At 70.4% G+C, this 13,210-nt stretch carries 15 protein-coding genes and 1 pseudogene; 5 read left to right on the top strand and 11 right to left on the bottom strand.

Annotated elements, in window-relative coordinates; genetic code table 11:
* Positions 1-180 (bottom strand): annotated as a pseudogene (locus ABT296_RS38775) (putative T7SS-secreted protein); the annotation flags it as partial.
* A gap of 106 nt (positions 181-286) precedes the next feature.
* Positions 287-934, bottom strand: coding sequence for a hypothetical protein (locus ABT296_RS31240; protein ID WP_351932169.1), 648 nt, complete (start codon positions 932-934; stop codon positions 287-289).
* Between the two features lie 72 nt (positions 935-1,006).
* Here ABT296_RS31240 and ABT296_RS31235 point away from each other — a divergent pair, with 72 nt between their 5' ends.
* Complete coding sequence (locus tag ABT296_RS31235; protein ID WP_351932167.1) at positions 1,007-1,351, top strand: hypothetical protein; 345 nt, start codon at positions 1,007-1,009, stop codon at positions 1,349-1,351.
* 17 nt (positions 1,352-1,368) lie between these two features.
* Here ABT296_RS31235 and ABT296_RS31230 read toward each other — a convergent pair whose 3' ends face one another.
* The 9 genes from ABT296_RS31230 to ABT296_RS31190 form a co-directional block, all read right to left on the bottom strand.
* Positions 1,369-1,806, bottom strand: coding sequence for a Tad domain-containing protein (locus ABT296_RS31230; protein ID WP_351932181.1), 438 nt, complete (start codon positions 1,804-1,806; stop codon positions 1,369-1,371).
* Between the two features lie 50 nt (positions 1,807-1,856).
* Positions 1,857-2,258 carry a TadE/TadG family type IV pilus assembly protein gene (locus ABT296_RS31225; protein ID WP_351932165.1) on the bottom strand — a complete coding sequence of 134 codons (402 nt, stop codon included), beginning with the start codon at positions 2,256-2,258 and terminating at the stop codon, positions 1,857-1,859.
* 65 nt (positions 2,259-2,323) lie between these two features.
* Positions 2,324-2,773, bottom strand: a complete 450-nt coding sequence (locus ABT296_RS31220; RefSeq protein WP_351932163.1) for a TadE family protein — start codon at positions 2,771-2,773, stop codon at positions 2,324-2,326.
* Between the two features lie 35 nt (positions 2,774-2,808).
* The gene (locus tag ABT296_RS31215; protein ID WP_351932161.1) at positions 2,809-3,060 is read right to left on the bottom strand and encodes a hypothetical protein; all 252 of its coding nucleotides are present in this window, start codon (positions 3,058-3,060) and stop codon (positions 2,809-2,811) included.
* Positions 3,061-3,092: 32 nt separating this feature from the next.
* The gene (locus ABT296_RS31210) at positions 3,093-4,001 is read right to left on the bottom strand and encodes a type II secretion system F family protein (RefSeq protein WP_351932179.1); all 909 of its coding nucleotides are present in this window, start codon (positions 3,999-4,001) and stop codon (positions 3,093-3,095) included.
* Positions 4,002-4,012: 11 nt separating this feature from the next.
* Positions 4,013-5,047: a type II secretion system F family protein gene (locus ABT296_RS31205; protein WP_351932159.1), complete on the bottom strand. Its 1,035-nt coding sequence runs from the start codon at positions 5,045-5,047 to the stop codon at positions 4,013-4,015.
* Between the two features lie 7 nt (positions 5,048-5,054).
* Positions 5,055-6,362, bottom strand: coding sequence for a TadA family conjugal transfer-associated ATPase (locus ABT296_RS31200; protein ID WP_351932157.1), 1,308 nt, complete (start codon positions 6,360-6,362; stop codon positions 5,055-5,057).
* Positions 6,359-7,192: a hypothetical protein gene (locus ABT296_RS31195; RefSeq protein WP_351932155.1), complete on the bottom strand. Its 834-nt coding sequence runs from the start codon at positions 7,190-7,192 to the stop codon at positions 6,359-6,361. The genes ABT296_RS31200 and ABT296_RS31195 overlap by 4 nt, the downstream gene beginning before the upstream one ends.
* 17 nt (positions 7,193-7,209) lie before the next feature.
* Positions 7,210-7,944: a hypothetical protein gene (locus tag ABT296_RS31190; RefSeq protein ID WP_351932153.1), complete on the bottom strand. Its 735-nt coding sequence runs from the start codon at positions 7,942-7,944 to the stop codon at positions 7,210-7,212.
* Between the two features lie 431 nt (positions 7,945-8,375).
* Between ABT296_RS31190 and ABT296_RS31185 the strand changes: the two genes are divergently transcribed.
* The 4 genes from ABT296_RS31185 to ABT296_RS31170 all read left to right on the top strand — a co-directional run bounded on the left by ABT296_RS31185 (position 8,376) and on the right by ABT296_RS31170 (position 13,195).
* Positions 8,376-9,266, top strand: coding sequence for a hypothetical protein (locus ABT296_RS31185; protein ID WP_351932151.1), 891 nt, complete (start codon positions 8,376-8,378; stop codon positions 9,264-9,266).
* 101 nt (positions 9,267-9,367) lie between these two features.
* A complete protein-coding gene (locus ABT296_RS31180; protein ID WP_351932148.1) occupies positions 9,368-11,314 on the top strand; it encodes a hypothetical protein in 1,947 nt (648 codons plus the stop codon).
* A gap of 133 nt (positions 11,315-11,447) precedes the next feature.
* The gene (locus ABT296_RS31175; protein WP_351932146.1) at positions 11,448-12,119 is read left to right on the top strand and encodes a hypothetical protein; all 672 of its coding nucleotides are present in this window, start codon (positions 11,448-11,450) and stop codon (positions 12,117-12,119) included.
* Positions 12,116-13,195, top strand: coding sequence for a hypothetical protein (locus ABT296_RS31170; protein WP_502977370.1), 1,080 nt, complete (start codon positions 12,116-12,118; stop codon positions 13,193-13,195). Before ABT296_RS31175 ends, ABT296_RS31170 begins: the two co-directional genes overlap by 4 nt.
* The last annotated feature ends 15 nt before the right edge of the window (positions 13,196-13,210 follow it).

Genomic DNA, 13,210 nt, shown 5'->3' with positions numbered 1-13,210 from the left:
CGCCCACTCGGCAAGCGTCGTCTCCCCCGCCATCCCCTTCACCAGACGCAACGCATCCGACACATCATCCGCGAAGTCGTGCAACGACTTCGCCAGCAACCGCACCTGCTGCGGATCCCCCGGCACCGGATCCCTCTCCAGATCCAGCACATGCCAGTCCGTCGGCCGATGCCCCGCCATACCGCAACCCCCGTCACGCGCACGTCAAATAGCCCCGTATGCACAAGTGAACATACAAGGCACGGGCGTTCGAGGTGAAGTCGGCTCTACTCGGCTCTACTCGGCTCTACTCCGCGAACCGGAACGTCGACGTGATCGCGTCGAAGATGTCGAAGAAGGAGTCCGCCAGGTCCAGGACCTGGCTGCTGCCCGCGACCAGGGCGACCTTGCCCTCCTGGCCCGGGACCGGGATGAAGGTCTGCATCAGGACCGCGCGGATCGTGCGCTTGAGCGCGTCGTCGGGGACGACGATGTCCTCGATGCCGTACGTCCGGGCCGCCGGGCCCACGCCCGGGATGTCGACGACGGTCACCTTGCGCCAGGAGTCGCCCTCCCGCTTGGCCTCCTTGACGGCGAGGGTGCTCGCCATGACCGCCGGGTCCGTCGGCAGCGGCTCCCCCGACCTGGTGCTGCCGCCGACCAGGGAGACCGTGACCGAGCCGGTGATCGGGGTGTCGCCGCCGAAGCTGTCGGCCATGCAACCGCAGTACATGGCGCCCGACTTCCAGGCGTCCGCGGCGGCCTTGCGGAGGAACTCCACATAGGTGTCCCGGTACTTGGCCAGCTCCGGGTTGGCGGCCGTCCGCTCGTTCACCATCCTGCGGATCGAGTCGTCGCGGGACTCGGGGCGGACGTCGAACTCCCACCACGACTCCGGGACCTTGATCCGGAAACCGCCGCGCTCGATCGTGAGCGCCTCCATGTAGCGGGCCATGACGTCGACCTTCCCCCTTCGTGCGATGTACCGTGCCGATCAGCCTACGAGCAACAGTCGGGGGACGGACACATGGGCAACGGCAAGAGCGACCTCTCACTGCCGCTGACGGAGCTGGAGGACTTCGGGCGGCGGCTGCGGTCGATCAAGACCCGGATGAACCACACGAAGAAGATGTTCGAGAAGTACGAGGACGACATCGGCGACGGGACCGTCAACAAGGCCCTGGAAGACTTCGAGTCCAACTGGGAGGACGGCCGCGAGGACATCGGGCAGCAGCTCGACGCCCTCGGCGGGATGTCCGACGCCGTGGTCCGCGAGTTCAAGAAGCTCGACGACGAGCTGGCCAAGCAGGTCAACGACTCGATGCAGGTCAAGGACACCCGGCCGAAGAAGGGCGACGGCGGCAAGGCGTGAGGGGCGGGCCCGCCCGCTCAGCCCACCTCGTTCTCCGCCACCGCCTCGCCGCGGACGATCACGTCACCGCCGTAGAACATGCCGGTGAAGACCGGGGCGTAGGTCAGCTGGACCTCGACCTGGACCTGGTCGACGGTCGCGACCGTGCAGCGCGTCGCCGCGATGTCCGCGCCGGTCATGTCCATCTCGGCGGCGAACTCCTTCACGCGGGCGTCGCAGTTCTCGAAGTTGATCGGCGCGGGGCCCCCGACGTCGTCGTAGAGGGCCTCGCGGTCGATGTCCTGGGCGGCGTAGCGGGCCGCCTGCTCCGCGATGTCGGCGGCCCGCTCCCGCTTGGAGATCGACATGCCGCCGTCGATCACGAACGCGGCGAGGGAGAGGAAGACCAGCGCGAAGATGATCACCGCGCCGGCTCCGGAACCCCGGTCGTCCAGCCGCGACCGCCGGTCGGCCATCAGCGAACGGCCGCTGTCGAGCCACTCCCGCAGCACCCCGAGCCCCGTCCTCACGCCGACCTCCGGAAGGGGTCCAGCGGCGAGCTGAAGGTCGCGTCCATCGTCGGGTCGATGTCCAGACCGAGCATCGCCAGGCCGCGGACCTCACAGCTGACCTGCACCGAGAACATCGGGTCCACCTCCGGGTCGAAGCCCGCGCTGGTCTGGGTCACGGTCACCGGGCCCGAGCAGACGTCCGCCAGGTTCGCGGCCGCCGCCTTGCGCGCCTCGGCCATCGCCGTACCGCGGTCCTTCTGGATCGAGCCGGCCCGGGCCGCGTCCCGGGCGGCACCGTCCAGGGCGCCCCGCCCGTCGACGAGCTGGCCGAAGGCGACCAGCACCAGGATGAACAGCATCATCACCGGGGCCAGGATCACCACCTCGATGGTGGACAGACCCCGGTCGTCGCCCATGGACAGACCCTGATCGTCCCCGCTGGAGCGACCCCGGTCGTCCCCCGTGCGGCACGCGCCGCCCATCAGTTCTCCCCCTCCGGCACGAACCGCTCCACCGGCCCCGCCGACTGCGCGTGCACGGTGATGTCCAGGCCCGGGAACACCGACGGGACCCGCGCGGTGATCTCCACGCCGACCGTGTTCGGCTCCGGCTGGAGCATCGTCACGTTCGGCGACAGCACCAGCGTCGGGCCCAGCTGGTCGATGTAGCTGTCGACGACCGTACGGGCCTCGCCGCGCCAGGCGCCCGGCTGGGCGTCCGCCGTGGACCGTGCCTTGCGGGCACCGGCCTGGGCGGCCGCCTGGGCGACGTGGTCGGCGAAGAAGTACAGCGCGAACTGCACCGTCGCGAAAATCATGAAGAACAGGACGGGGGTCAGCAGCACGAACTCGATCGCGCTCATACCGGAATCACCGCGGGCGGACACCTCGTCCCGGACCGCCCGCCATCTGCTCCGTACCCAACCGCGCATACGTCGCCGCACCCCCGTACCCCGTGGACCGAAACTCAGCAGGTGCCGGCCGCGCTGGCGCCCTCGATGCAGTCCTCAACGTTCTCCGCGCCGGTCTCCAGCGCACGGTTGATGATCGCGGCGACCACGCCGACGATCGCCACGACGACCGCGGAGATGATGACCCACTCCACCGCGGACGCACCGCGGTCGAGCTCGCCGGAGCGGGCGCGCTGCACCCGGCTCTGGAGGAAGGTGACGAGGAAGTCCACCGCGGGAATCCCGGTGCGGAAGTTCCGTTCGGTCATGATCAGTTGTCCTTTCAGAGGGTTGGTCGGCGTCAGACCTGGAACACACGCATGGCGGCCGGATAGATCAGGAACACCAGGAATCCCGCGCACAGCAGCAGCTGCGCCACGAGCATCGACTGGGACTTCTCGCCCGCGCTGCCCTCGATCTCGGCGAGTTCGCGGTGGCGCATGGTCTCGGCGCGGGAGGCGAGGGAGTCACGGACCTTGGCGCCGTCGTCGGCGACCAGGGCCAGGGAGGCGGAGAGGTCCTTCAGCTCCTCCACGCCCAGCTCCTCGCCGAGCGTTCCCAGCGCCTGCCACTGGCTGATGCCGGTGATCCGGGCGTCGGCGAGGGCGTTGCGGATGCGCTGGTTGGCCCAGCCGTCCGAGATCTCCGCAGCCGCCATCAGCGCCTCCGGCAGACCGCGTCCGCCGGCCAGGCTCATCGACACCAGGTCGAGGTACGCGCCGATCACCCGGCGCAGGTCACGGCGCTTCTCCGCCGCGTCCCGCCGTACCTCCGCGTCGGGCAGGAAGAAGAAGAGCGCGGCGCAGAGCAGGGCCAGCCAGACCGGGATGATCGGGCTGCTGCCGAAGCCGAGCGTCCACACCACCGCGAACAGGAACGGCCCGAAGAACAGGCCCGCGACCGCCAGCAGCGCCTTGGTCGCCAGGAACTTCTCCCAGCTGCGCTCCAGCACGGCCAGGTCGGCCCGGAGCGAACGCTGTTCCCAGCCCTGCTGGAGGTAGAACTCGGCGACGCGGCGGCCCACTTCGGAGCGGGCCGAGGAGAAGCGGCCCGAGTCGTCGGTGGTCCGCACGGACTCGTACGCCGCCCCGCGGGCCCGCATCGCGTCGATCCGCGCGACCTGCGCGACGGCGCTGCGCCTGGTCGGCATCAGGGCGCGGACCAGGGCGTAGACGCCGAGGCCGAAGATCGCGCCGACGACGATCGGCATGGTCACTTCGCTCACCGTCGTCCCCCTTCCTCGGACTGGAACGGCGACTGCTGCGGGCCGCCCGGTGCGGACGGCACGCCCGGTGCGGACGGCCCGCCCGGTGCGGACTGCGCGCCCGCCCCGGCCGGGGTGCGCGGGCGGACGAACTGGACCGACGACTCGTCGCGGACCAGGAACCGCTCGGGCGTCTCGATGGTGGACAGCTTGCGCAGCCACAGGAAGCCGAGCGCGAACAGCCCGCAGACGCAGGCGAGTACGAGCTGGCCGACCGGGTCGCCGTACGGTTCGACGAACTCCCGGTTGAAGATGGACAGTCCGAGGACGAACGCCACCGACACCGCGACGACGATCTGCACCGAGCGCCGGGTGGAGGCCCGTTGGGCCATCACGCGCTGCCGCATGTCGACCTCCTCACGGGCCGACTTGGCGAGCGCGCCGAGCACCTGGCGCAGACCGGGGCCGCGCAGGCGGGCGTTGAGCATGAGGGCCGCGACGATGATGTCGGCGGACGCGTCGTCGATCTCGTCGGCGAGCTGCTGGAGCGCGTCGGGCAGCGGGGTGCGCGAGCGCAGCCGGTCCACCAGGGCGTCCAGGTGCGGGCGCAGCACGGGGGCGGCGGCCCGCGCGGAGGCGGGGATCGCCTGCTCCAGGCCGACCGCGCCGGCGATGGTGTCGCGCAGCGACTCCGTCCAGGAGGCGAGTGCCTCCACGCGCTTCATGGCGGCCCGCTCCTCGGCGGCGCCGCCGAAGAGCCGGTCCCAGAAGAAGACGAGGATGCCGGCCGCGATGCCGAGCACCGCCCAGCGGGTCAGCAGCAGTACGGCGAGGCCGACCAGGGCGGCGAGGGAGCCGCGCTGTCCGGCGAACCGGATCAGCTCGCTCGCCCGCTCGGCGGCCTTCTGCTTCTCGTGCTCGGGCTTGGCGGGCAGCCCGCGTACGGCCGCCAGCAGCAGCGCGAGGCCGCCGCCGACGGCGACACCGCAGGCGAGCGCGTACAGGACGGTCGTGGAGAACAGACCGCCGAGAGAACCGAGTTCTCCGGTCATCGTGTGCTCACCCCCATGTTCCGGCGGGCCGGTAGCCGTACGCCATCAGGTCGTCCAGGCAGGCGATCGGCGCGTGCGGTACGACCCGACCGTCGGGCGTCTCCGCGAACACCTCGCTGGACAGGACGCGGCCGTCGACTCCGTTGACCTCACGGACGGAGGTGACCATGCGCTGGAGCCGGCCGCCGCTCTGGAAGTTGTTGCGCCGCTGGATGAAGACGACGAAGTTCACCGCGCCCGCGATCAGCATCTGGCTGGCCTCGATGGGCAGCCGCTCGGTCGCCTGGAGCGCGTAGGTCGAAATACGGTTGAAGACCTCGCTGGAGCTGTTGGCGTGGATCGTGGACAGCGAGCCGTCGTTGCCCTGCGACATCGCGTTCAGCATGGTCACGATCTCGTCGCCGAGCACCTCGCCGACGATGACGCGGGAGGGGTTCATACGCAGTGACCGCCGCACCAGTTCGGCCATCGTGATGGAGCCCTGGCCCTCGGAGTTGGGCAGCCGCTCCTCGAACGCGACCACGTTGGGGTGCAGTTCGGGGAAGGTGTCCAGGCCCAGCTCCAGGGCCCGTTCGACGGTGATGAGCCGCTCGTGGCCGGGGATCTCGTTGGCGAGCGCCCGCAGCAGCGTGGTCTTTCCGGCGTTGGTGGCGCCCGCGATCATGACGTTCTTGCGGGCGCGGACCGCGCAGGCGAGGAAGTGGCCGACCTCGGGGGTCAGCGTGCCGTTGCCGACGAGGTCGGAGATGAACACCTTGCCCATGCGCGCGCGGCGGATGGACAGGGCGGGCCGCCGGGTGACGTCCATCACGGCGGAGAGCCGGGAGCCGTCGGGCAGCCGCAGGTCGAGCTGCGGGTTGGCGGAGTCGAAGGGCCGGGAGGACAGACCCGAGTACGCGCCGAGCACCTGGATCAGCTCGATGAGCTCCTCGTCGGTCTCCGCGACGGGGTCGCCCTTCTCCTCGCGTCCGTCGCTGTAGCCGACGAAGACCTGGTCGCTGCCGTTGATGTCGATGTTCTCGACCTCGGCGTTGTCCAGCAGCGGCTGGAGCCGCCCCACGCCGAACAGGGCGGCGTGCACGGCCGCCGCGTACTGCTCCTCGGTCTCCGCGTCCAGCGGGGTGCGCCCGGCGTTGATCTCGGTGCGGGCGTACTCCTCCAGTATCTGCGCGATGACGGCGCGGGCGTACTGCCGCTCGTCCTCGCTGGACATCGGGGTGACGCCGCTGACCTGGTCCAGGCGGCGCTGCTCGGAGATACGGTCGCCGGCCTCCTGCCGGAACCGCTTGACCAGCTGGTGGTCGACAGCGCTCATTGCGGGCGGCCGTTCATCTGGGGCTGGTGCGCCCAGGCGGCGCCGTACTGCTGGTAGACGTCGGCGGCGACCTTGCGGGCCGAGCGGATCAGCAGCGACTTGTCGAGGCGTCCGCGCTTGCGGCCGGCGAGCTGGTCGGCGCCGGTGGGGTCGTCGGCGATGGTGCCGACGACGCGGGCGCCGGTCTGGGCGTGCACCAGCATGTCGTTGACCTGGCCGGCGATCTTCGGGGCGTCGCCCGGTTCGGCGATCAGGACGACCCCGATCAGCGGGGTGGCCAGGCTCGCGGCGCCGCGCGGGCCGCCGTGCAGCTTGGTGGCGAGGGCGGCGGCGCGGTCCCGGACGCGGGCGATGGCCTCCGGCTCGGTACGGCTGATCAGCAGCACCAGGGCGGCGTGCGGGAACAGGTCGACGGCCGGGGTGTCGCCGCTGATGCGGCCGCAGTCGGCGATGACGTCGGCGGGCGACTGCGGGGAGTCGGCGAGCGCGGAGAAGGCGTGCCCGAGGGTCGGCCACAGTCCGGCGAGGCCGGCGGCCTGCTCGGAGGTGCCGAGGCCGACGAGGACTTCGAGTCCGCCGCTCAACGGCTGTACGTGGTCCCAGAGTTGGTCGGGGACGAGGCCGCGGCGGGCGGTGGCGGCTATGGAGAGCATGCCGGTGTTGGGGTTGAGCGGTCCGCCGTGCGCGGCGGCACTGCGGTAGACCAGGTCGCCGCCGGCCGGGTCCGTCTCGGCGAGCAGGACACGGCGCGGCCAGACCGCCGAGAGGGCGACGGCCGCGGTGGTGACGCCGGGGGAACCCTTGTCGGCGGCGAGAGCGATGAGCGCCATGGGGTGGGTTCCGCCTTCTAGTCGGTGCCGGGGACGAGCACGATCGCCACTTCGCCGTTGGAGGCGGCCAGGGCCAGCGGGGCGGCCTGGTCGGTCTCGACGGTGACGGTGACGGCGAGGTTGGAGCTGCCGACCAGCTCGTCGCCGTCGCCGCCGGGCACCGAGGTGACGGTGGCCTGGTCGACGATCAGGTTGTTGCCGCCGCCGGCCGCGGCACCGCCGTTGCCGCCCTCGGCGTCGGCGTCCGAGCCGGAACCGCTGTTGGCGCCGACGCGGTAGGCGGCGACGACGTCGCCGGCCTTGAGCCCGGCCGGGAACTGGCCCGCCTTGAGGGAGAGGCCGACGGTGGCCTTGCCCTCGGTGACCCCGACCTGGTCGGCGAACATCTCGCCGATGACGAGGGTGCCTTCGTAGATCGTGGACTTGGCCTTGAGCCCCTGAAGGGTCTTCAGCTTGCTCCACTCGACATAGTTGATGCTGTCGTCCTTGGCGACCAGCACCGACTGGACGTTGTCGCCGACCGATTCACCGGCCTCGATCTCGCTCGTCACCTTGACGACCTCGATCCGGTCGCCGGCCTGGAGCACGAGCATCGTCGCGCCGAGCGCGCCGACCAGGATGAGCAGCACCGCCAGTGCGGCCAGTGCGGGCTTGCGCTCACGGGGAGGGGTGGGAAGCCGGTCGCCGACCGACGGCTGAGCCGGTCCCGCGGAACGTCCCGCGCCCGCCCCCGTACGCTCTTGGATCTTCACGCAACCGCTCCCCGTACAGCCAAGAAAATGTCTGCCAAGACTGCCAAATACTTTGCAATTCCGGACACTTCACCGCCTGTTTGCGTCATCGTCGCGCTCTGCGCGGATAGTCAGCAGCTGGGGTCAGTGTCAAGCCATGGCACCGTATCAGCCGCTCATAAGCCCCTCAAGGCACGTCTGGCCCCGTGCGGAGTGGGGGCCGTACTGTTACTCACCCGCAACGGAAGCCCCAGGTAAGCCCCTTGTGCGCACGGCTCTGAACAGCGGTTTCCTGTGCGGAAGCGAAGTGATTCCGGATCTCGGCGGAACCGTTCCTCACGCGTCAACCATGAAGCCTGCACCTTTCACTCACGAGCGCGAGGGACGGCCGTGCCAAGATCTTCGATCGCCGACGAAGGACGAGAAGGACGAAGGGTTACGGACTGACCGTCATGGCAGATACGACGACGAACCTCCTCCCCGTGAACGGGGCGACGCTGGCGACGGATCCCCGCGTCCTGGAGGCCGCCCGCGCCATCGGCGCCCGGCACGGGGTGGACTACACGAACGACGAGGCAGTGAAAGCCCTGTTCGTGGAGCGGCAGCGGGCGCTTCGGGCGACCTCGCGCGGCTGGCTCGCCTGGATCGGCGGTCTGACGCTGACGGTGGGCGTGACTCTTCCGTTCACGACGACGGCGATGCCCGAGCGTGCGGCGCAGCCGTCGCTGATCGCGTCGGGCGTGCTCGTGGTGGTCGGGGTGGCGGCACTGATCGCACTCTCCGTCCGCTGGAAGCGTGAGCTGACCCACCCGGCTCTGACCGGCTACCGCGAGGTCCTGGGCGTGGCCCGCGCGCACGGCCTGCCGCTGACGCACGTCCCCGCGTGGCTCGAGGGCCGCACGGCGGAGGGCGGCGGGAAGGGCTGGGCGCGGATACCGGAGTACCCCGCCGTTCCCCCCTTCTCCGGCGACCCGCACCAAGTCCCCGTCGAAACCCCCCAATCCGTGACTGTGCCCCCGAAACCGGCCGCGGTCACGCAGTACGAGGAGATGGCGGACGCGGGCGGCTGGCACGACGAGACCGGCTGTCTGCTCCTCCTGGTGGGCCTGGTCGGCGCGGGCTGGGCCTGGGGCGAGGAGGTCCCCGCCGCCTACGGGCTCCTCGTCCTCGTACCGCTCGCGATCGCCGTATGGCTGGCGGGCCGCCGCCAGGGCAGCAGGAAGCAGGCATTGCGCGAGCAGGCCGAGGCGTACGTCCGCACGCTGACCGCGGCCCAGGCGGCGGGGGCGCGGGTGCCGGAACTGTCACCGGCGCTGCGCAAGCTGCTGGATCCCAAGGAGTAGTCATCCGCTTCGCGTTGATGAAGTGGCGAGTTGAAGACGGGGGCGGACGGGTGCGCGTCATGGGGGAGGCCGCGGTGGCTTCACGGGGTCTTCGGTTCCGAGTGCGCGGAGTCCTTCTGCCGCTCGGCGCCCTACTGGCAGCCCTGTTCATGGCCTGCGCGGCAGCCGCGCCCGCCGGGGCGGCGGACGACGACACCCAGGCCGCCTACCTGGCGGACCGCCTGCGGGAGAACCCGGTGTACATCACCGACCAACTCCCGCGCGAGACACCGAAGTCCATGACACGGGACTTCGCCGCCGTGGCGAAGGGCATCGAGGTCCCGACGTACGTCCTCGTGCTGCCCTACGGAGCCGGGTCCGGCCGGGACCTGCTCGAAGCGGTCCACGACCGCCTCGGCCGGGACGGACTGTACGTACTCCTCGACGACGCCACGGTCGAGGACGCCAGGGCCTTCGGAGTAAGCGCCCCGGCGGAGGACGCGGCGACCGTCAGCCTCTATGAGCTGCCGTACGACGCGGGTTCGTTGCGTGCCTTTGAACTCTTCGCGGAAGTCGTGGCCGAGGGGGCGCAGAAGGCCGCGGAACGGGCGGACGCCGCACGCGTCGCGTACGCGGACGACAGCCCGCCGGACCTGTACATCGGGCCGACGGACCGGGAGAACCAGACCACCCTCACCGCGGTCCTGGTCGCAGGCGTCCCGACGCTGCTCCTGCTGCTCTTCCCGTACGTACGGCGGTGGCGGGGCAGGCTGCGCGGGACGACGGGCCGCTCCGGGAACCGTTGGACCGCCCCACTGCTCGCCCTCGTGAGCGCCGTCGCCGTGGCCGTCATCGCCTCGCAGGTCTTCGACCAGACGACGTCGAGCGCCACGCCCCCACCCCGGGCCGTCGACCTGGAGGCGAGAACCGACCGAGTGGCCGAGGCCCTGGCGAAGGACCCGGTGTACGTGGACGGCGAGAGCCCGCCGCTCCTGGACCGCGCCCGACTCGCGCGCCTGCACACCCGTATCGAACGATTCGAGCGCTCGGAGGGCGGCGGCCCGGTCTTCGTGACCCTCGTGCCGCAGATACCGGAGGACGAGTCCGCGAACGATGCCGAGGCATTCGTGGCGGCGGTCCGCGACAAGACGGGCAGCGACGGCGTGTACATCGTGGCGGACCCGCTCAGCGGCTACATCGACATCTACAACCACGGTCTGGCCCTGGACAGGTACGGCCCCCTCTACGACCTTCCCGACTCCGTCACCTATGGCGACGACAGGTCCTACGACGCCGACGACTTCCTCCTGGGCGACCGCCTGGACACGGTCCTGAAGGCCCTCGAACAGACGGAACGCACCGACGAACCCCTCACCCCCGGCGACCCCTACCCGGTGCCCAACGCCGCCACGGAGGACGACCTGGAGCCCCTCTTCGGTGGGGAGTTCTGGCCCGGACTGTTCCTGGGCGGGATGGCCGGCCTGCTCGCCTTCGGCCTCGCGGCGGCCCTGCTGGGCATCCTGGGCGGAGTGGTACGGCGCCGTCGTCCCCTGCCCGTGGAGGCACTCCCCGTGGTGTCACCGAGCGAGCCGACGGAGTCGTACCTTCGGCAAACGGCGTGGGCGGAACTGCGGGCGATGCCGTCCGGGGGTGACGTCGCCGAGGCGGCGCTGCTCCTGGTGGACGGCGACGCGAAGAACCTCCGCGGCGCGGACCCGATGACGCTTCTCACGGTCATCGTCCTGGCCAGGGCGGCCCGTACCGGCCAGGCCCTGTGCTGCGCGGTGAACCCCCTGCACGGGCCGGCGGCCTCCCGCCGCCACGTACGCCTCTCCCACTCCACCAACCGCCGTCAGATGCTGCCCCTCTGCCCAGCCTGCCTGGACTCGGCGGTCGCATCGCCGGGGAAACTTCCCGACCTCCGGCTGACCCTGCCGGCTCCGCCGCCCGGCGACCGCAGGGTCCCGTACGACGAGGACACCTCACGGCCATTGTCCGCGTTGCCCTCCGGGGTTGCGCGGGTGGCGGAGAAGGTACGGACGACGCGGTCCGGTGTTCCCGCGTCATGACCCCCGTCGGCCGATTCTCACCTTGCGGTGGGTTTGCAGGCGGGGGTGGCCACCGTTCGCGGTGGCGAAACCAAGAAGCGCACCTATAGCGTCTGTTGTCCTGACTGAACTTCTGTCTCACGGGGAGACCACTGTGAAGCGCCGCACTTTGCCCGCCGCCACCGCGCTCGTAGCCGCCGCAGCACTACTGCTGTCGGCCTGCGGCAGCGAGGACGACAAGTCCGGCGACAACGACAAGATCGCCGGAGCGGAGTCGGGGTCCCCGACCCCGAAGGAATCGACGTCCCCCTCGGGAGCCCCGGCAGAGGACAAGCCGGACGGGGTGGATGTGTCGCTGCCGGCCGACGTCAATCTGGTCTTCGACTGGGACGAGCCGAAGAACAAGAACGAGGCGGCGGCTATGGCCGATACTGCGAACTTCTTCCGGGCCATGTTCCGGGGCGTGGACAAGGGCACGACCAAGGACGCAGGCGTGGTGACCTACGCCGTCGACGGCGGTCTGAAGTACGCGAACACGCAGATCAACGCCTACATCGACGGCGGCTGGACTGTCACCGGCACCCGACGCCACTACGACGTCACCACCCGGTCCGCGGCGAACGGCGCGTTGGTGGAGGTGGCGTTCTGCGCGGACGACACCAAGTTCTATGGCAAGGAGGTCAAGTCGGGGAAGGTCCTCAAGACCGACCCCAGCATCAATGACTTCGGCTACTTCAAGATCATCATGGTCAAGAACCCCACGGGGACGGACCTGTGGCGGGCGTCCAAGGTGTTCGTCGAGACCAAGGCGGCGAAGTGCCGGTGAGGGGACATCGTGGCACTCTCGTCGCCGTCGCAGCCCTGACGCTGACCCTCAGCACCCTCGTCCACTCGGAGTCCGCCTACGCAGGGACCGGCGTGGGTTTCGGCCCGGGATCCGACGCGGAGCAGTCAGGCGGCAGCGACGGCAACAACATCTACGCCACCGCACGTATCGAATACTCCGGCTCCGTCGCCAAGGGCGGCAGCCGGGGGAACGTGACGTCCGCCGACGTCAACTGGACGCCCCCGCCGTGCTGGTACGCCCCCTACCTCGGAGCCAAGGACTTCAAGGAGAAGATGTCCAAGGACATCGAGGGCCAGATGAGCGCACCCGGTATGGGCGGCCACGCGGGCGCCGCGCTGAGCGAGTTGCAGCGGCACTACGAGGACGAGTACGGCTGGACCGACACCCCGGGCTACAAGGACTACAACGTCGAGAACGACGGCGAGGGCATGTTCTGGGCGGCCGTGGAGAACCCGAACGAGCCGGACATCCTGAAGCGCAACTCGTGCAACGACCTGCCGTTCTGGGTCGACAACGGGGAGGCCCCGCCGGCGCAGTACGAGCAGGCGATCACCCCGGAGATACTCGCCGCGCTCGCCTACCAGGCGATGGAACTGCCGGACACCGAGGTGACGCTCGCCCCCGACGGCACGACCAAGGTGAACCTGCCGACGTGGGCGTGGCTGGACGAGGCGGTCTTCGACGAGGTCCAGGCCACGGCGGCGATCAACGCCCCCGGCTTCAACCTCCAGGCCATGACGACGGCGAAGCCGGTCTCCCTGAGGCTGGAGCCCGGCACGGCGGACGCGGAGACGTACCCGGCGTCCGGTGAGTGCGTCATCAACGCCGACGGCTCCATCGGCGAGCCGTACGCGAAGGGCAAGGCCGACGAGACGCCGCCGTGCGGGCTGAAGTACCTGCGTTCGTCGGGCGACGGCACGTTTGACCTCCAGGCCACCATCACGTGGGAGATCACGTGGGCCGGCACGGGTGGGGCGGGCGGCGACCTCCCGAACGGCACCTTCGGCGCCGACCAGGCGGTCACCGTCCAGGAGATCCAGTCCGTCAACCGATGACGTGGGGCCACAGCT

Source organism: Streptomyces sp. NPDC000983, assembly GCF_040299205.1.
Classification (GTDB): Bacteria; Actinomycetota; Actinomycetes; order Streptomycetales; family Streptomycetaceae; genus Streptomyces.
The sequence above is the reverse complement of the archived record's forward strand: the minus strand, read 5'-3'. Positions and strand labels throughout refer to the sequence as shown.

What these genes read in the sequence shown, in the direction of transcription:
- ABT296_RS31240 (WP_351932169.1), bottom strand. Translation starts at nt 934, where the DNA reads ATGGCCCGCTACATGGAGGCGCTCACGATCGAGCGCGGCGGTTTCCGG.
- ABT296_RS31235 (WP_351932167.1), top strand. Translation starts at nt 1,007, where the DNA reads ATGGGCAACGGCAAGAGCGACCTCTCACTGCCGCTGACGGAGCTGGAG.
- ABT296_RS31230 (WP_351932181.1), bottom strand. Translation starts at nt 1,806, where the DNA reads ATGGCCGACCGGCGGTCGCGGCTGGACGACCGGGGTTCCGGAGCCGGC.
- ABT296_RS31225 (WP_351932165.1), bottom strand. Translation starts at nt 2,258, where the DNA reads ATGGGCGACGACCGGGGTCTGTCCACCATCGAGGTGGTGATCCTGGCC.
- ABT296_RS31220 (WP_351932163.1), bottom strand. Translation starts at nt 2,773, where the DNA reads ATGCGCGGTTGGGTACGGAGCAGATGGCGGGCGGTCCGGGACGAGGTG.
- ABT296_RS31215 (WP_351932161.1), bottom strand. Translation starts at nt 3,060, where the DNA reads ATGACCGAACGGAACTTCCGCACCGGGATTCCCGCGGTGGACTTCCTC.
- ABT296_RS31210 (WP_351932179.1), bottom strand. Translation starts at nt 4,001, where the DNA reads ATGCCGATCGTCGTCGGCGCGATCTTCGGCCTCGGCGTCTACGCCCTG.
- ABT296_RS31205 (WP_351932159.1), bottom strand. Translation starts at nt 5,047, where the DNA reads ATGACCGGAGAACTCGGTTCTCTCGGCGGTCTGTTCTCCACGACCGTC.
- ABT296_RS31200 (WP_351932157.1), bottom strand. Translation starts at nt 6,362, where the DNA reads ATGAGCGCTGTCGACCACCAGCTGGTCAAGCGGTTCCGGCAGGAGGCC.
- ABT296_RS31195 (WP_351932155.1), bottom strand. Translation starts at nt 7,192, where the DNA reads ATGGCGCTCATCGCTCTCGCCGCCGACAAGGGTTCCCCCGGCGTCACC.
- ABT296_RS31185 (WP_351932151.1), top strand. Translation starts at nt 8,376, where the DNA reads ATGGCAGATACGACGACGAACCTCCTCCCCGTGAACGGGGCGACGCTG.